The organism is Streptomyces canus (genome assembly GCF_030816965.1).
Classification (GTDB): Bacteria; Actinomycetota; Actinomycetes; order Streptomycetales; family Streptomycetaceae; genus Streptomyces; species Streptomyces canus_E.
In genome coordinates, this window is the sequence record NZ_JAUSYQ010000002.1 from 8502122 (window position 1) to 8520274 (window position 18153).

General features: G+C 66.3%; 13 protein-coding genes and 1 pseudogene. 6 read left to right on the plus strand and 8 right to left on the minus strand.

The annotated features are described in order from the left end of the window. Positions 1 to 87: 87 nt before the first annotated feature. Positions 88 to 2232, minus strand: a complete 2145-nt coding sequence (locus QF027_RS39970; RefSeq protein WP_373432460.1) for a WD40 repeat domain-containing protein — start codon at positions 2230 to 2232, stop codon at positions 88 to 90. Between QF027_RS39970 and QF027_RS39975 the strand changes: the two genes are divergently transcribed. Then, positions 2181 to 3011 (plus strand): IS5 family transposase, encoded by an 831-nt coding sequence (locus QF027_RS39975; protein WP_307080256.1) that lies wholly within the window; start codon positions 2181 to 2183, stop codon positions 3009 to 3011. The two genes, QF027_RS39970 and QF027_RS39975, sit on opposite strands and share 52 nt — an antisense overlap. Further along, positions 3008 to 3430 carry a hypothetical protein gene (locus tag QF027_RS39980; protein WP_307080258.1) on the plus strand — a complete coding sequence of 141 codons (423 nt, stop codon included), beginning with the start codon at positions 3008 to 3010 and terminating at the stop codon, positions 3428 to 3430. Before QF027_RS39975 ends, QF027_RS39980 begins: the two co-directional genes overlap by 4 nt. A gap of 57 nt (positions 3431 to 3487) precedes the next feature. On the opposite strand, the gene QF027_RS39985 is transcribed toward QF027_RS39980, so the two are convergent. Beyond that, positions 3488 to 5680: a trypsin-like serine peptidase gene (locus tag QF027_RS39985; RefSeq protein ID WP_307080260.1), complete on the minus strand. Its 2193-nt coding sequence runs from the start codon at positions 5678 to 5680 to the stop codon at positions 3488 to 3490. Beyond that, positions 5677 to 6060 (minus strand): CU044_2847 family protein, encoded by a 384-nt coding sequence (locus QF027_RS39990; RefSeq protein ID WP_307080262.1) that lies wholly within the window; start codon positions 6058 to 6060, stop codon positions 5677 to 5679. The genes QF027_RS39985 and QF027_RS39990 overlap by 4 nt, the downstream gene beginning before the upstream one ends. A 752-nt stretch (positions 6061 to 6812) precedes the next feature. Here QF027_RS39990 and QF027_RS39995 point away from each other — a divergent pair. The 3 genes from QF027_RS39995 to QF027_RS40005 all read left to right on the plus strand — a co-directional run bounded on the left by QF027_RS39995 (position 6813) and on the right by QF027_RS40005 (position 9160). Beyond that, positions 6813 to 7730: a hypothetical protein gene (locus tag QF027_RS39995; RefSeq protein WP_307080264.1), complete on the plus strand. Its 918-nt coding sequence runs from the start codon at positions 6813 to 6815 to the stop codon at positions 7728 to 7730. 651 nt (positions 7731 to 8381) lie between these two features. Then, complete coding sequence (locus QF027_RS40000) at positions 8382 to 8717, plus strand: hypothetical protein (protein WP_307080265.1); 336 nt, start codon at positions 8382 to 8384, stop codon at positions 8715 to 8717. Then, on the plus strand, positions 8714 to 9160 hold the full coding sequence (locus QF027_RS40005) for a MerR family transcriptional regulator (protein ID WP_307080267.1): 447 nt from the start codon (positions 8714 to 8716) through the stop codon (positions 9158 to 9160). The genes QF027_RS40000 and QF027_RS40005 overlap by 4 nt, the downstream gene beginning before the upstream one ends. Before the next feature lie 69 nt (positions 9161 to 9229). Here QF027_RS40005 and QF027_RS40010 read toward each other — a convergent pair whose 3' ends face one another. The 3 genes from QF027_RS40010 to QF027_RS40020 form a co-directional block, all read right to left on the minus strand. Continuing rightward, positions 9230 to 9760 carry a hypothetical protein gene (locus QF027_RS40010; protein WP_307080269.1) on the minus strand — a complete coding sequence of 177 codons (531 nt, stop codon included), beginning with the start codon at positions 9758 to 9760 and terminating at the stop codon, positions 9230 to 9232. A 90-nt stretch (positions 9761 to 9850) separates the two neighbouring features. Beyond that, on the minus strand, positions 9851 to 10936 hold the full coding sequence (locus QF027_RS40015) for an IS630 family transposase (RefSeq protein WP_307075302.1): 1086 nt from the start codon (positions 10934 to 10936) through the stop codon (positions 9851 to 9853). Positions 10937 to 11037: 101 nt separating this feature from the next. Beyond that, positions 11038 to 11301: a hypothetical protein gene (locus QF027_RS40020; protein WP_307080270.1), complete on the minus strand. Its 264-nt coding sequence runs from the start codon at positions 11299 to 11301 to the stop codon at positions 11038 to 11040. A gap of 137 nt (positions 11302 to 11438) precedes the next feature. On the opposite strand from QF027_RS40020, the pseudogene QF027_RS40025 reads away from it, so the two are divergent. Beyond that, a pseudogene (locus QF027_RS40025) lies at positions 11439 to 11693 on the plus strand (YnfA family protein); the annotation flags it as partial. 526 nt (positions 11694 to 12219) lie between these two features. On the opposite strand, the gene QF027_RS40030 reads toward QF027_RS40025, so the two are convergent. Then, entirely contained in the window at positions 12220 to 16599 is a 4380-nt protein-coding gene (locus tag QF027_RS40030; protein WP_307080272.1) for a WD40 repeat domain-containing protein, read from the minus strand. Continuing rightward, on the minus strand, positions 16562 to 17464 hold the full coding sequence (locus QF027_RS40035) for a PGAP1-like alpha/beta domain-containing protein (protein ID WP_307080274.1): 903 nt from the start codon (positions 17462 to 17464) through the stop codon (positions 16562 to 16564). The genes QF027_RS40030 and QF027_RS40035 overlap by 38 nt, the downstream gene beginning before the upstream one ends. Positions 17465 to 18153 lie beyond the last annotated feature (689 nt).

Sequence of the window (18153 nt, forward strand, 5' to 3'; positions counted from 1 at the left end):
GGCGGCGACGCCGAAACGCGTCCGCACGCCCAGTGGTGAGCCGCCCAAATCACCAGCGGTGCAGTTGGCTCGGCGTCAATGGATTCATCACGTTTGGTCCGGTGGCGTGTATGCGCAGACCGCAACGCCGGCCGCGACGTAGAGGGTGCCGTCCGATGAGAGAGCCACGGCGTCGACCGGCTGACCTTGGGCCACCATGTCCACGAGAATCCCTGCACCGTTCCAGACGCGCACGGTCTTGTCTCTGCTGCCCGAGACGATGATGTCGCGACCTCCAGCCCGGCCCACCGCTACCGCCCTGACTGCGTCGGTGTGGCCGGTCAGCGGGTTGCCGATGGATAGGCCGCTTACGGCGTCCCAGATGCGCACGGTCTTGTCTTCGCTGCCGGAGACGATGATGTCGCGACCTCCAGCCCGGCCCACCGCCACGGTGGTCACCCGGGCGCTGTGCTCAAGGACGCACACGGGTTGGCGGGTTACGGCATCCCAGATCCACACCGATTCTTCGCCACTGGTCCAAACAATGATGTCGCGGTCACCGGCCCGCCCCACCGCCAGCGCCTCCACCCACTTCTTGGGCATTTGGAGAGGGTTGCCGATGGGTTGGTGGGTGGCGGTGTCCCAGATCCGCACAGTGGCATCGTTGCCGCCGGAGACGATGATGTCGCGATCACCAACGCGGCCCACCGCCACCGCTAGTACGGATTTGGAATGACCGACAGTGGCGGGGTCGCGGCGGAAGAAGGATGTGCTGCCGATTGGCTCGCCGAGGGGTTGGTGGGTGATGGCGTCCCAGATCCGCACTGTTGAGTCCACACTTCCGGAGACGATGATGTCGCGGTCGCTGACCCGGCCCACTGCTACCGAAGTCACGCCGAGCTCATGGCCACTCAGGGTGCCAATGGATTGGCCAGTGATGGCGTCCCAGATCCGCACGGTTTCGTCGGGGTCGGCGCAGGAGACGATGATGTCGCGGTCACCGGCCCTGCCTGCCGCCACTGCCTCAACTGTCTGCGCGTGGCTGGCCGTCAGGCGGCCGATGGACTGACCAGCAGCGGTGTCCCAGAGCCTCACGGTGTCGTCGTCGCTGCCGGAGACGATGATGTCGCGATCACCAACGCGGCCCACCGCCACCGCGTTCACCCTGCTGGTGTGGCCCGTCAGCGGGGCCTCGATGGGCTCTCCAGTGAGGGCATCCCAGAGCCTTACGGTGTCGTCGTCGCTGCCGGAGACGATGATGTCGCGATCACCAACGCGGCCCACCGCCACCGCGTTCACCCTGCTGGTGTGGCCCGTCAGCGGGGCCTCGATGGGCTCTCCAGTGAGGGCATCCCAGAGGCATACATCGTCGTGTCCGCTACCGGAGACGATGATGTCGCGATCCCCAACCCTGCCCACCGCTACTGCCCACACTCCGCCGGTGAACTCACTGATGACGACGACGCTTTGCTCTCTAGCGGCATCCCAGACGCCCACCGAACCACCAACCTTGCGGGGGAAAATGAGGTCCCGATCACCAGCACGACCAATGTCTGCATGCCAGCTTTCCCGCACCTGATGCCAGCTTTCCTCCTCGGGGTTCCCCCGTGCACCGACGACACTGCCGAATACGATGATGTCGCAGTCATTCGCCCTGCCCACTGCCACCGCGGTCACGGGGCCGAGTCCGGTCAGTGGGTCGCCGATAGGCTGGCCGGTTTCGGCATCCCAGAGCCTTACGGTTTCATCTCCGCTGCCGGAGACGATGATGTCGCGATCACCGACCTTGCCCATCGCCACCGCCCACACTGTGTCGGTGTGGCCGGTCAGTGGGTCGCCGATAGGCTGGCCGGTTTCGGCATCCCAGAGCCTTACGGTTTCATCTCCGCTGCCGGAGACGATGATGTCGCGATCACCGACCTTGCCCATCGCCACCGCCCACACTGTGTCGGTGTGGCCGGTCAGTGGGTCGCCGATAGACTGGCCGGTTTCGGCATCCCAGAGCCTTACGGTTTCATCTCCGCTGCCGGAGACGATGATGTCGCGATCACCGACCCTGCCCATCGCCACCGCCCACACTGTGTCGGTGTCCGCCCTGAGAGGGCGGTATGTGACGAGATGCCGCGTTTGCTGTCGCTGGAACGTGTGGCACAGGCGTATCGGGACTGATCGGGGAGTCCTGTCGTGCTGGAGTGTTCCTCGTGAGCGACCGTCAGCCCTACAAGAGCGACTTATCCGACGAGCGGTGGGCACTAATCGAGCCCGTCATCGCCTCCTGGAAGGCTCAGCATCCCTCCATCAGCGGCCACCAAGGCGCCTACGAGATGCGGGAGATCGTCAACGCCCTGCTCTACCAGTCCCGTACCGGCTGCCAGTGGGACTACCTCCCCCACGATCTACCGCCGGTCGGAGCGGTGAAGTACTACTTCTACAAGTGGCGCGACGACGGCACTGACCAGACCATCCACGACCTGCTGCGCTGGCAGGTCCGCGAGAGCCGGGGGCGCAAGGCCGACCCGAGCCTGGTGGTGCTCGACACCCAGAGCCTGCACGCGGCCGTGGGGGTGCCCGCCGACACCACCGGAAGGGACGCGGCAAAAAAAGTCCCAGGCCGCAAGCGCGGCCTGGCGGTTGATGTTCTCGGTCTGGTGATCGCGGTGGTGGTGCTGGCCGCGTCCGCGCACGACAACGCCGCTGGCATCGCCTTGCTGGACAAGGTCGCCGCCGACACCGGCACGGTGCAGAAGGCCCTGGTGGACCAGGGGTTCAAGACCACCGTTATCGACCACGGGCAGAAGGTGGGCATCGACGTCGCAGTCGTCGAGCGCAACCCGGCAGCCAGCGGTTTCGTCCCCCAGCCCAAGAGGTGGGTGGTGGAACAGGTGAACGGGATCATGATGCTGCACCGCAGGCTGGTACGGGACTACGAGCACCGGCCCGCCTCCGCCGAGTCGAGGGTGTACTGGGCCATAAGCGACCGGATGGCCCGGATGCTCACCGCGACCTCCACCCCCACCTGGCGCGGCGCGTGAGCGACAACGAGCTGACCTTGGGAGCGGTGCTGGCCCGCCTGGAGGAACAGGAGCGCGAGATCGCCGCGCAGGCCGAGGCCACGCGGGGACGCATCGCGGAACTCACCGCGCAGCTGGAGGAGTTCGGCCGGGTCGCCGAGGAAATCCGCATCACCCGCAAGACCCTGCTGGCGCTGCCTGATCCGTCCCCGCCGACGCCGCTGGCCGCGAAACTGCCGGACCATCCGGCCTACCAGCAGATCATGGCGGTGTTCGCCGCGGCCGGCGCCCCGCTGCGGGCACGGGCGGTCTGCGAGGCGATGGATCTGGAGATCGCGCCGAGCAACGTCAACAACGTCCGGCTGAAGCTGAAGCGGCTGGTCGAACGCGGGATCCTGACCGAGCCTGAGCAGGGGTTGTTCACCCAGCCACGGCCATAGCCACCCGGAGAGGCCACCGCCAGCCCAGCCGCAAGCACGAAACAGACAACAGGCCACTTACCGCCCTCTGAGGGTCTGGTGTGGGGCACCGAGGGGTTGCCCCCAGCGGGGCGCGAGTCCGTTGCGGCATGCCGTGGCGAGATGGTGGTGCAGCTCATGTAGACCGTTGCGGGCGGCGGTTAGGGCCAGCAGCCGCATTCGCAGTAGCGGCGTTAAAGGCGTTGCCTCAACGGCGATCTGGCGCAGCACCGAGATAATCGGAGCTTCGCGCAGGTCCGGAAGCGTGGGCAACAGGGGCAGGAGCCGAGTGAGGTCGGCGACCGCAAGGTAGTGCGGGTCCTGCAGCAAAGTCGCTAGCCTCTTGCAGGCGGCGGCATGGTCGCCAGCGTGGCTGCGGGCGTACGCGCTTGCCTGCTCCCAACCGCCGTCTGGAGATGGGAGGAGCACATCGAGCAAGGCTCGTTCGTCGCCGAGGCGGTGCCGGCGCCTCCGAAGCAGGTCGTCAGCCAGGGCCTGATGAAACAGTCGGGTCACAGGGGCGCCGTCGTCGGAGGGCGTGATCTGCAGTAGGTAGTCGGCAGCGGAGGTGTCGTAGAGTCCGTCGAGGTCTTCGACACTGACCGAGTAGCCCAAAGCGGAGGCGAAGGAGAGCCACATCTGGTCGTCGATGCCCGTGCCGCGGGTGTAGGCCAACGCGGTCAGCAGGCCCCGTACCCGGTTCCGATGACGCTCTTCCAGCCCGTCGAGGTACTTGTCGAGTGCCTCGCTGACACTGGCCGGGATGGTGGCTGGGTCGAACGCAGGGTCGTCCGGGTTCACGACATCTGGCTCGGTGGATAGGCGATCAGCGGCCATTGCGGCCACCAGGTAGTTGCGGCCAGCTCGAGCGCTGATTGTCGAGGCGAGCCGGTCGCGCAACGAAGTGTTGCTCCTGTAGTGGGACCAGCCGTGGCCAGCTGGGCCGGGATGGTCGGCGCCGGACTGTTCAAGCAGTGCCGCAGCATAGTCGCTAACTGCGGCGGGCTCGAAGAACTGGTCGCTGTCCAGGTCGACCAAGCTCGGGCTGTCCGGGGAGGAAACACCGAGGGCGGGCAGCAACGCACCGGGAAGGTAGCGGCTCTCGCCAGCCCCGGGGGTCAGAGCACGGGTAGCCACCGCTACCCGCAGTGTGGGAAGTGCCGCCAGTTCGGTGAGCAGCTTCGACATCTCGCGACGGTCGCTGGAGCTAGACGCTTCGTCCAGGGCGTCTACCACGACCAGCCACGGACCGTCACTGCGCGCTTTAAGCGCATCAATCAGGTCCCCGGTCGAGTTGGCGTGATCCACTCCGGTCAGGTCGGCGACCGCAGTCAGCAGATCGAAATGCGTTGCTTCGCGGCTGTAGAAGGCCAGACCTGGCCCAACCCCGCCGGTTTGCATGTTCAAAACAGTGCGACCAATTGCTGCGGACTTGCCTGCCCCAGGCTGCCCGGTTAGGACCAGTGGGCGCCCGGGTGCTTCGTCTGCTGTCAGCCAGTTGCGCGCCGCAGCCAGAGCCGCGTGTCGGCCGCAGAACACGTCCCCACCGCGCGCATGGCTGCGCTGGCCCCGCGCTCGCAAGCGGAAGTGCTCCGCCGCGGCGGCTGCATCCATCCCGCTCATCAGCCAGGAGCAGGGCAGGTTGGGCCAGCAGTCGGAAACTACAGCTGCCGGGATGAATCGATCGAACCTACCTCGCTCTGATCCTTCGACGAGCACGCCTACTACCGTCCCGGTATGCGGATCGAGCACTGGTCCGCCACTTTGCCCGCGGAGCGTGCCGACCGGTTGCACCCAGTCCAGCTGTTCACTGCCCACTGCGGTGGAACCGGCGGTGTCAAATTCCCGCCACACCCCCTTCAGCTCACGCTCCGAACTAGGAAACCCAAACACGCTCACCCGCTTCGGTACGCGGCGTGTCGGTGACAGTGCCAGCGGCGATGGCAACCATTCTGGAGGCTGCTCACCCAGGTCGAGCACTGCCGCGTCCACCGGCCCGGCCCCCTCTCGCGGCGGAACCTGGCGTGCCCGCACCCGCGCCTTGGCCCCGTCTGGCATAGCAATGGCCGGGAACTCCACCTCCACCTGGTCGGCCGTTGCCATCCGACCAGCTCGCAACAGCACATGCCTTGCGGTCAGCACGTATCGATTGCCGACCAGCACCGCTGATCCGGCACGTCGGCCCTCGACCAGCACAACCGCAGCAGCCTGCACAGCGTGGCCGTTGTTCATCTTGACTGGCCTTCGACACGCGACGAGCTCCACCGCAAAGAGACCTTGATCGTGCCCTCCGCCTGGTTCTTGGCGAAGAACCACCAATTCACCTCGCCGGCCACCTTCAACCCAAACTCCAGTTCCACCTCATCGGGCGCCAGCCGCGAGCGCAACGACGCGGCCACTTGCTCGGCGGCTGCTGAGATGGACCCCAGTCGGGTTTGCAACTGACCGCCGTCGACCACATTGGGATGGCCGCCATGTAGCTCCACCAAGTCGCTTTCGGCAGACTCGAATACCACTTCGGATCCGTCATCCAGGGTGAATTTCACAAATTCTGCCATATGAAAATAAAACACCAAGATCTCGCCACGGGATGGCTGCTGCGCGACCTCCATCACTCATTCGGCCGAGTACACCGACGCCTACGCAATGCGAAATGTGGAGCGTACGGGCTCGTCGCCGGGGCGGGCTGTCGGCGTACGGATGAAGCTGGTCGGGTAGCCCTGAAGGGTGATTCCCCCGGGCTGCGCGACCACATTCGGTCGTACGCCGACAGCTCCAAGTTGCCAACCTGTAAAGAGCGCCCACGATGGGTTCATGGACTGAAGGGTTACAGAGACCACGACCTGAGGTGGATGGTGATGGCGGTTCCTATCCCACATGGCCCTCTTTGGCGTCTTCCTGAATTCTTTCGAGCTGATTCTCTCGCAGACTGGGTCGACTCGAATCGAAGTCAGTGGGAAATCGAGCCTCGCGGGGCCGCCTGGCTCGAGTCGCATGGTGGCGACATGATTACAGGTCGAGAAATCGCTAGCCGATATAAGACTTTGCTTCATTATACGAGGCGCGAATATAAGGCTATCATTGGAAATGATGGCCTTAAGAGTCGGTGCTTCTTCACTCCCACTCCTTACTCGGCCTGCACCTCTGTGTGCGCGATTGGACTTCCCGCCCCAGCCGATACGGTCGTAGTTGTAGACCCATCCGCGATCGATGAATGGTATGGGCCCGGGCTTGCCGTTCCGTCTGCTCTGGATGTTGCACGGGATGTCTGGCAAGGGGGTGCCCTCGAATTCCTATGCCTGGAGCGCATTCCCCTCAAGAGTATCCTGCATGTTGCGGAGATGCGCTCCTGCGGAGATGCGCCGTGGGACTGGTTGCTGAATCTGAGGAGCCCGTAGTGGTGTCACTCTATGACAAAATTGCGGAGGTGGCGTCTAGTGCAGTCGATAAGGTTGCCGAGAAGAGATCAGAGACGCCGAATAAGCCCGTACGTGTGTGGGATGGGATGCAGGCCGTCTGGCTACTCTACGAGGATTACTCGTTCGGTAGGGTAGAGGCATCGCTGACTCTGAGACCCGACGACGTAAGGATGCTAGGAAAGGAAGACGTTGCGCGAGAGTTCAGACTTGCTGCGGGAAGTCGAGCTTGGCGTGGTGATGAGCATCGACCTCTGTGGTCTTCTTCGGAGAGATATTCCCGAATCATTGAATCGGGTGTATTCGAAGGTGAACTGTGGGATTGGATTGTAGAGAGTCTCGCTGCGGCGCTGGAACGAGCCGCTCGGGAACTCCGCCCGCTTTCAGTGGCAGGTAAATCGGCCAGAGCCCCGAGGCCGGCGGCTCAACGTCGAGCCGCCAGGGCGCCGTTGTCTGCGGTTTCGCAGAAGAAGGAGCAGGCATCGACCAAAAGGGCGACAGCGGCCGAGACGACGGCGGCGGCGAAGACTCCGGCGAAGAAGACGGCCGCGAAGAAGACTCCGGCCAAGAAGACCGCCGCGAAGTCGGCCGCGAAGAAGTCGGCCGCGAAGAAGACTCCGGCCAAGAAGACCGCCGCGAAGTCGGCCGCGAAGAAGTCAGCCGCGAAGAAGACTCCGGCCAAGAAGACCGCCGCGAAGTCAGCCGCGAAGTCAGCCGCGAAGAAGACTCCGGCCAAGAAGACCGCCGCGAAGTCAGCCGCGAAGAAGACTCCGGCCAAGAAGACCTCCGCGAAGTCGGCCGCGAAGAAGACGGCCGCGAAGAAGACGGCGGCGGCGGTGAAGGGTCGGGAATTGATTGACGCATGATGACGGCCCGCCCTCGTGCAGGTGGGACGTTGCCAGGGACTACGCACTAACCCGGTGATTCTCCATTGTGTGGCTGGCCGAACCGGCCACCTCCACAGGGCGATCTGGCTATTCAGGAGCTGGTGAGTTTAGGATGCGCATCAGTTCCCGGTTGGCTGCCCGCGCGGCGGCCAATTCCTCCGCCGTCATGCGACGGATCTGACCTGACCGACCGCAGGCCGACAAGGTGCCAGAGGCGGACGTCCCGGTCGGTGAGGTTGCCCGCACGGCGACGGACCAGGCCGAGACGGCGAACTGGCGCTGGTAGGGCAGTTGGTCCCGGACCTGCGTGGGTGTGACCCACTGCGCAAGGCCGCCGCACTTTGGGAGCTCACCTTGTCCGACACGGCTGGCGTCTTTCACCTCGCCGGCTCGGACGCCGTCACCCGCCACGTTCCCTGTTAAGTTCTTGTGTTCCGCTAATTTTTTTGGGGGGAGAGACCTCTGATGGGGCTCTTTGAAATCGGCCATCCCATACTCGGCCCACCCCACACATGCTCAGTGGATCTCCCCACCTGTAGCCGCACCCAAGACTTGAAACCTGTACCTAGGTACAGGTTTACCGTTGAAGGTGCCCCCGCCCTCGGGGGCGTGATGACGGGAGTGAGTGCGATGAGTGATCTGGCGTGGGTGCCGCAGTCCTGCACGCTGCCCACCGAGGAGCGGCCCTTGCGGGTCGCGGAGTGGGATGCGCTGTTCTCCGAGCGGCTGACGTCACTGTCCCGGCCGCAGCCGCTCCGGCTGCGCCTGGACCTGGCGGATGGCGAGGGCGTTGAGGAGCGGGTCCGTGCCCTGGTGGAGGGTGAGAGCGGCTGCTGCTCGTTCTTCACCTTCACCGCCACCCCGGGCGAGGACTTGATCTCTCTGGACATCTCAGTGGACCCGGCGCACGAGGCGGTCCTGGACGCCCTAGCCGCGCGGACCGCTGCCTCGCAGGAGTCGCGGTGAGCTCGGGCCTGCGCAGCGGGCAGGTCGCCGAGGCGGCCGGGGTGAACGTGCAGACGCTGCGCTACTACGAGCGGCGCGGCCTGCTGGCCGAGCCGGAACGAAGCAATGGCGGTCACCGCCTGTACGGCGAGGAGGCGGTGACCGCGCTGCGGGTGATCAAGGCGGCCCAGCGGCTCGGATTCACGCTGGAGGAGGTCGCCGAGCTGCTGGAGGCCGGCCGCCACCGCCACGGCCGCTCCGTGGCGGGGCTCCAGGAACGTGCTGCGGCCAAGCTCGCCGAGGTCGACGGGAAGATCGCCGACCTGGTCACCATCCGCACCGCCCTGGCCGCCGCCGTCGAGGCGGGCTGCGACGACCTGACCGTGTGCGCGTCCAGCGCCTGCTGTCCCATCCCCTTCACCGACCTCGCCGAGGAGAACCGCCATGCCGGACCTTGCTGCTGACCACCACCCCCACCGCGCCCTGAAGGCGCTCGGGGGCCTGGCCGCCTTCGCGTGTGTGGCGCCATAACTTCAGCGATCCACAGATCTTGACAATTGCTCCGACCGTCCGCACAACGCACAGGCCACGGCAGTCTCCACGCAGGTCTTCCCGGCGCGGAAGTCACTGCCAACGAACATCTCCGGAGAGCCCGGCACGCAGTCATAGAACTTGCTCATGAACGCGTGCGCCTGCTGCTCGGCGCTCTTGGCCGTGGCCTTGTCGGGCAGAGCGTCGGAGAAATGGGCCTGGATCAGCGTGTGTTGCCAGCGATTGACTTCCCCGATGTGCCGGGTGAGGCGTTCCCATGGAGCGCTGCTGTACCCGATCTTGATGCGGGGTGTGTGTCCGGCGATCTCCAGGACGTAGAGCCGATGTTCACGGTACCCGTGCTCGCGAAGGAAGTCATTGGCGGTGGCGCGGGCGCGGTCCTGGATGCGCAGGGCAAAAACGGGCAGCGGCCCGCTGCCGGCCTCCTGCATGAGCCGTCGGGCCAGGCTGCGGGGCTTCTTGATGATGACGCTCCGCTGCGACGGCGGAGGCGGGGGGATCGGTGCCAGCATGCAGAGATTGTCGCTCAACGACCCTGCGCGGTAGGCGGGTTCGCCGGAACTGCGTGCATAAGCGCTTACTCTCCGCCTGCAGTCGCCCGCCTAGTGAGCTGGTTCGGAGATGCGTGAGCAGTAGCGGCAGATTCGGTCGAGGATCTGGTCGGCGGTCTTGGTCCATTTGAAGGGTCTGGCCTGGTCGTTCCAGACCTTGATCCAATCCTCGAGTGCAGCCTTGAGATCGTCGAGGGAGCAGAACACCCCGCGTTCGAGACAGCGCCGTTCCAACTCGGCGAACCACCGCTCGACCTGATTGATCCATGACGAGTAGGTGGGCGTGAAGTGGAGGTGGAAGCGGGGATGCGTGAGCAGCCACTTGTGCACCACCGGCGCCTTGTGGGCGGAGAGGTTGTCGCAGATCACGTGGACCGCCAGGCCGGGCTCGGTCTGGCGGTCGATCTGGTCGAGGAAGTCACGGAAGTCCACGGCCCGGTGCTGCGCGGACAGCTTCGAGATCACCTTGCCCGTCGCGGTGTTCAGGGCGGCGAACAGATCGACGGTGCCGTGCCGGACGTAGTCGAAGCTGCGCCGTTCGGGCACTCCGGGCAGCATCGGCAGGACCGGCGCGGTTCGTTCCAGGGCCTGGATCTGCGGTTTCTCGTCCACCGCGAACACCGCGGCGTTGGCCGGCGGGGCGAGGTAGAGGCCGACGACATCGCGGATCTTGTCGATCAGGAGGGGGTCCGGAGAGATCTTGAAGGTCTCGGTCCGCCATGGCTGCAGGCCGAAGGCGTGCCAGATACGCAACACGCTCGCCGGGGAGATCCCCACGACCTTGGCCAGCTCCCGCTTCGACCAGTGCGTCCCACCTGGAGGTGTCTCCTCCAGCGTGCGCACCACCACCTCTTCGACCTGGGCGTCGGTGATGGTTCGTGGCACTCCCGGGCGCGGTTCGTCGCTGAGCCCGTCCAGCCGGTCGCGCAGGAATCTCGCCCGCCACTTGGTCACGGTGCCCCGGTTGACGCCCAGCCGCGCGGCGACCGCGATATTGCTGCCGCCGTCCGCGCAGGCCAGCACGATCCGTGCCCGCAGGGCCAGGCCCTGCGCGGTCGTCCGGCGCCGGGCCCATCCCTGCAACGTCCGCCGCTCGGTATCGGATAACACCAGCGGCGCAAGCCTGCTGTCGCCCATCCCCACAGCAGACCGCAAACCACCAGCCCCGTCACCGCCCAAGCCGCAATCCGAAACGGAACACGACTCAAGTGGCGACGGGAGAACTCAAAACCGGCTCACTAGTCGTCGTTCGGCAGGTACCACCCGTGCTCGCGATGCCTGGGCTCTGGTGGGTTCGGGTTCTCGCGGGCATAGGCCTCGTTTGCACGGCGAATCATCTCTGCGTCGTAGCGGTGCAGCTCGTCGTACAGTTTATCCGCTTCGTTGACATCCCCAGCGGATACGTAACGCTCTCGCAGCGCCTCGCGTTCGTCTGCGAGTTCCGCGTCGGACAGCGGGCGGAGGCTACCGAGGCCACGCGCGATGGAGTTGAAGATGCCCATACGTTGATGTTGTCACGCTGAGGGCTACCGCCGCGCTGTTGTCCGCCAATACCGCCTCGAAGGTGCGCGAAAACGCCCGGCTCGCGGCTGCTGAGATCACCCCGTCGAAAGGTCCCATCCACAGCTCTTGACTATTGCTCCGCGAGCACCAGGGCTGGATCTGGATCGGCGCTGGCATCATCGCGCTGGGCTTGTATGGGGTGGTGGCCACCTTCCAGTCCGACGACAACTTCGGGCGCATCCTCGCCGCGTACGGCGGGATCTTCGTGGCCGGGTCGATCGCCTGGGGCATGGTCGCCGATGGCTACCGGCCCGACCGCTGGGACGTGATCGGCGCCCTGGTGTGCCTCGCGGGGATGGCCGTGATCATGTACGCGCTCCGCAGCCACTGACCGACGTCGTCCACCGTTTGTCAGCACCCAGCAGGGATGACCTGATCTCCGCTCTGGTGTTCCTCAGTGTCGGACTCACCATGCTCGTTGCCACTCCCCACTCTGTTGAAGCCCTGACCGAGTGGGGCGACGAGCAGCCCTGGCCGTTTTCAAGAATCCCCATCACCTCCAGCCCCGCCCCTCCCGTCCTGACCAACAGCGGTAGCGCGGGATGGACCTCGGCGAGTGGAGCACTCTCCACGTGGGCTCTGCCACCGTCGGGCCTGGGTGCACGGACCTGCAGTCCATAGCAGGTCAGGCGCCGGCATCCATGAAGTGGGGACGCGGCAACGCAACGCTCTCGGCGCTCCCGTCGTCCAAGTGCAGGCCGTGGGCGCGCAGCAGCGCTTCGCGGATGCTGGCCTCTCAGCTGCTGCTCGGCAAGGTCGATTACGGGAATCCGTGCTTCTACGAGCGGTTCAGGGGCTCGAATGGCATGTTCGCCACTGTCGGCCTCCTCTTGGGCACCGCTGACCATCAGGTTTCGTCATCGCTGAACTCTCCGTCGCAACCGCCGGCGTTCTCTCGGTCGCTCGCTGGCCGCCCTCCCGGCGAACAGGAAGTCGGCGTCGAGCTCTAGGACGGAGACGCCCTCGTCATCCCCGACCGCGAGCAGCGTCCCCAGCGCGGCGAGGCAGCGGATGGGGGACCGGCGGTGCAGCACGGCAAGGGGGCGCGGAGCAACCGGGTCCCAGAAACGGATGGTCAGATCCTCGCCACCTGAGGCAAGGAACGGCGTTCCGTCGGGCAGGGCGCCGAAGGCAAGCGCATGCACTTGCAAGTCATGCGCCGCCAGGGCATTGGGAGGTCGATGCGGGTCCGCCCTGAGGTCCCAAAGCAGGACCGGTGCTCCGTGCGAGTGTTCGGGGCTTTCTCCGACCGCCGTGCTGGCCGCGAGCAGAATACGTCCGTCTGAGGTGGTGCCAAGTGCTGCGGTGGAGAGCCAGCCACGGCCGGTGGTGCGTCGGATCGACGCTCCGGTGGAAGCATCTCGCACTTTTATGTCGTGCTTGTCCATGTCGACCAGCAGGAGCCGTTCCTCGGTCGGCACACTGGAGTCGAAGGACGCCACCGGCGGCAACGGCCGGTTGACGAAGATCCGTCCGACCCGCTCACCGGTGAGCGGGTCCCGGTACTCGCGCTCCTGGTTGTTTTTGCATTCGAGCAGCAGACGGCCGTTGGTGGCGGTCTGACACCGGAGGCTCATTTGTGCGGGCGGAGGTGCCGGATCGACCGGGTTGCTGGTGTTGACGTCCCACAGCCGCACCATTCCCTCCCAAGACAGGGCAGCGCCGAGGAAGTGGTGGCCGCCTGACCCAGTACCGAGTGCGACGGAGTCGCACTGCTCGTCCGGGAAAGGCCGGATGCTCGGCGTCCCGCCGTCTCTGAGATCTCCGACGCGAACTGCGTGGTCGCCGTCGCGAAACGCGAGATGGGCTTGTCCGTCCGGCGCTCCGCCCAAGGCCACCAACCCCACTGGTGCCAGCCCACCGCTGGTCTCGGTGTCGCTCAGGACACCGCCGAGCGTGTCCCAGAGCCGCACCGTGTCGTCGACGCCGCTGGAGGCGAGCAGGACCTCGCCGTCCAACGCGCAGCCGAAGGCGAGCGCACGCAGCCCTCCGTCATGGTGTCCGCTGAGTGGCTCGCGGGTCATCTCACCTGAGCGCAGGTCGCGCAGTTGGATCTCGGTGTTGTAGGTCTGGTAGGCCAACAGACAGCGTCCGTCTGGTGTTGCGCCGAACGCCACCGGCGGAACCCAGCCCGCCTCGGTTGAGTCGACTGCTCTGCCGAGCGCGGTGGCGTCGGCGGCGTCCCGGAGCCGGAACGTGCCGTGCTCGTCGTGGCAGACGCACACCAGCTGTCCCTCGGCCGTGGTGCCGATGGCCAGCACGTCCTCGGAGAACTCCCGCTGCGTCGCCGGATCGATGTGCGATGACCTGCCCCGCAGATCGACGTCCCAGAACACGATCTTCCGGCTGCCCTGTTGCGGATCGATGCTGGCGCCCGCGACCCTCAGCCGTCCGTTCGGCGCGGCTTCGACCGCGATGTCTGTCAGGTTTTTTCCGCCGGTCAGTCGTTTGAGGAGTGCACCGTTCACACCGTCCCACAGCGTCACCACCGAGCCGGCCGCGCCGGCCAGCAGAAGCCGGCCTCCGGGCACGCGGGTGAAGGCCAGCGCGGTGACTGGGCAGTAGACGGTGGCCGGGTCCGCGAGCAAAGTCCTGGTCTCCGGATCCCACAGCTGTACGGTGCATTCCCCGGTGGCGACGGCCAGTCGTAGGCGTCCGTCGCTACTGACACCAAAGGCCAGGGCAGTTGTCTCCGTCGGTGGCCCAGACAGCTGGCTCGACGTGGTGATCGTCTGCTCGAACGCGCCCGTGCGGGCGTTCAGCACCTGCACGATGTTGGTGTTTCCGGTGGCCAGCAGCAGTCGGCCGTCCGGCGCCGCGCCGAAGGCGATCACTGATCCGCTGGTGCCCGGTGAGGTGAAGGCCAGCAGGCTGTTGTCCGAGCTGATGGCCGCCAGCCGGGTTCGGTAGGTGGGGTGAAGCGCGCCGGGGCGGCTTGCGAGACTGCTGCCCAGGGCGAGAGCGGCCTCCTGCAAGCAGGCAGCGTTGAATTCCAGACTTTGGCCGAGAAGTGGCCGCGCCCGCCGATACACCCTCGCTGCCTCGTTCAGCTCGGCCACGGCAGGTGACAGCAGCGGCGTCAGCGTCACCGGGTCGGCCACCGCGAGCAGGTCCGACTCGCGGGTGAGCGCGGCCAGGGTTGCCGGGCCGACGTCGGAGGCGTGACGGGGGAGGTAGGTGAGCACATACGGGTGGGCGGAGGCCCACAGTCGGCGACCGTCACTGGTGGTCGGGACGGTGGCCAACAGGGCGTCGGTGACCGTCTGTGCCTCGCCGCTCGGCTCCCCACGGAGGTGGGCGGTGAGTTCGTGGTGTATGGGACGGAAGACCGACCGGTTGCCCGGCCCGAGGTCCTCGACGATGTACGCACCCGCCTGCTTCTGCAACAGGCGGATGTCATCGTTTGTCACCCCTTCGCCCTCTGGCGAACCGGCCAAGGCCTGGGCGACCGGCACCCAAATGTTCTCCCAGGGCAGCCCGGGCCCGTTGGCGAAGGCGAGCGCGCGTAGCAGGGTGCGAGCCGCTTCGGGGGCCGTGGTGACGCGGGCAAGGTCTTCCTCGAAGGCTCTGCCGAGCGTGCTCGGCAGAGCCTTCCGCCAGCCCTCGTCCGCAAGGTTGGCGAGCTTGTTTTGGCCGCGGGTAGAGCGGGCCAGCAGCTGGCCGACCAGGAACGACTCCGCCCGGCGACTGTCGTCTGCGGCCGTTGTGGCCCGGTCGGCCAGCTCGGCGGCGACGGCATCCACGATCTCGTCCGCGGCCGACTGGTAGGGCGTTGTTGTGTGCGGTTCGTGAGCGGCGAGCAGCAGTTCGCGGATGTAGTCGACCAGCGCCTCATGATCCAGATAGGGCGCGCGATCCAGATCGATCAACAAGTCGGCGGGCCCGATCCGCGTGAGCAGAGACTGCCGGGTGCCTAGAACGACCCGCAGACCGTACCTGCGGGCCAGCGGCACCAGCAGGGCTTCCAACAACTGGACGGGATCGACAGCCTCGTCAACGGCGTCCACGAGTACCGCCCACTCCTCGGTCTCCGGGTTCGCGGTCAGATGTTGCAACAGCTCCGCAGCGCCGTTGGCCTCACGTTCGAGCCGCTCCGCGATCTCCTGCGCGACCTGATCGGCATTGAGCCCGTGACCATGCACAGCGATTAGCGGGGCGCGAAGCGGGACCAGCTCCGCGGCTCGGGCCACCAACGTGTTGTCCGTCGCACCGTCCGGTCCAAGCAGGCGCCGACGCGCGGCCGGGCTACTCAACTGGGCGGGCAGCGCGAGCAGGGTGGACTTCCCCGACCCGGGGCTTCCGGTGACTACGGCGAGACCACCACCAGGCCCACCCGCGGACATCCAGCCGAGCAAGTCGGTGGTGGCTTGGATCCGTCCGGCGCGGCCAGTGAGATAGAAGCCTGTCGTGGCCTCCGGGGCGCCGTGCAGCTTGGAGATCCAGTGATTCTGGGCGCTAACGGTCAGACCCCCAATGCCGGGGTGGTAACCCACGTTGCGGAAGAATGGGGCGAGCCCGCCCTTTCGCAGGGGTGGGAAGGGGAGGGTCGTCTGCTCCGCAGTGCCAAGGATCTCGTTGACTGCGTACGAGAGGCTGTCCAACCCCACGTACGGCGCGCTGACGCCGACCAGCGGCCACTTCAGCGCCTCCGCCAGCGCGTTCGCGAACCGGCCCTGCTCCGCGAACTCCATTCTGCTGGCGCTCGCGAGGACCCACAGACGGTCGTTGCCGCAGTGCTGCAACTCGTCGCCGATCTCCTCAGCAGCGCCGCCCGCGAAGCAGCAGTCGATGATCAGCAGAACCTCCGGCTGCTCCGCGTCGGGCGTGCCGTGCCGGTCCGTGCGCATCAGCAGCCTCGGCAGGTCGATCGCACGTAGGGCCGAATGGCCGTAGTCTGCAGGATTCGACTCTTTGAGAACAAGGAAGTAGTGGTCACGCTCCGGGTGTACACCGTGGCCGGTGTAGTAGACGATGACCAGTGGATGCGCACGGGCGGCCGCGCCAACGGTCTGCTCCAGTTCGTTAAGTCCGGGGTCGACCCAGTGCAGCCGCTCCTCGGTGAACGGCTGGACCTTGAAATCGGCGAGCGCCTCGACAACGGTCTGCAACGACCCAGGGACCTTGGTCAAGTCGTCGTAGTCGCCGCAGTCGTAGTGTGCCGTGCCAGCTGCCAGCAGTACCGGTTTCAGCGGATCAGGGTTAGAGCCGGAATTCGGCGGGACCTTGGGTGAGGGCATGTCCGAGAGCACTTCCCGTCTCTCGCGCGTTGAGGTAGGTCGTCGCCCTGTGCGGATTCTTCGGGGAGTTGACTACCTTGCGGTCGACGACCCGGTTGGGCGACGGGCCGATGAACAGGTCGGATAGGTCGGGCTGGAGGGCGACGATGTCGCCCGGGTCGGCGACGTTCACCCAGGTGGGCACGTTGCCGGGCCAGGAGCCGCAGCCGTCGACGGGACGCGGGGTTAGCCGGTCGAAGATCAGGTTGGGGATGCCGAGAGGGCTGCCGAGCGTGAGCAGCAGCCGGACCGACGCCGGGCGATATTCGTACAGGTACTCGTAGGCGACGACCGAGCCGAGGGAGTGGCCGATGACTACCTGAGTGTCGCTGCCGATGCGTTGCCCGAGGCGACTCAGCACGGCCGTCCGGACCTCCTGCTTGGTGAGGTAGTCCGACACCTGCCGCAGCTTGCCGATGAGCGCGCGCTCAGTGAGATCGACGAAGGTGGGGGAGTTCACTAGACGCCTGAGCATGAACGCCGTGGCGGCCATGCCTACCCCCATGCTGTCCCCTGTCGGGCCTAGGTCGGCGTCCTGTATGAGGGCGGCGTGGTACAAGGTGGCCAGCAGATCACGGTCGAGCCCAAGCCGGACGTCGTCCGGGCCATACCGCGGCTCATCCGGGGCAGCCGCCATGGCACCGGCCGGGCGGAAGAGATTGCCGAAGAACGCCACCCGGAGATCCCCGGCATCCAGCCCCTGGGAAATCCCGTCCATGTCGGCTGCGTCGAGCCCGCCGCGCAACGCGTTGAACCAGTCCGCTTCAAGCTCGTACGCGTCGCTGTACTCCTGCCCGATCCCGTGGACACCCACAATCGTTGCCACACCTCAATCTTGCTCCCCCCGCCAGGTCCCCGCACCCGGGCCGCCACCCCTGGGCCAGCGCCGGCGTCCCCTGTCCGCAGGACCTCGGCATGTGGCCGGCCGTCGCTGACGTAGCAAGGTGCAGTACCGCCCGCTGAGAGATAGATCGCGCACCGCTCCTCGGCCAACACTCGGAGGACATACACCCGGCACTTCAGGGTCTGGAACCGCTCACCGGCTCACTCGGCTTCAACCGATCTCCACCACCGCCTTGGGCAAGTCCCGAACCCTCAGCACACCCTCGTCCGGTAGCCGTCCCCAGCGCTCCGGATCGGGCACCCACACCACGGCCCCTCGTCCACGTACAGCCCTTCGTGACGCTTGAACTCTTCCAATCATTAGGGAAGACACGAACTCGGCACGCTCATTGCGCAGCGGGACGGCCTTGCCCCATCGCTGTTGCCGACCGGGCGTCGCGCCGACAGCGGCCTCCCTGGCGGACTCCGTGTCCACCTCGACGGCCGCTTCACCCAGAAGTACCTGGCCACCCGCCTTCGCGGAGCCCGGGAGTTCCTCCGGCGCCAAGACCCCGACCGCTGATCGGACGGCGCGGGGCCAGCTCTGACCGCCCGCCTTGACCAGCAACGCGACCTGCTTGCCGCCACCACCGACGACAACCCCCAAGCCCTCGCCCTGATTACCGACTCGGA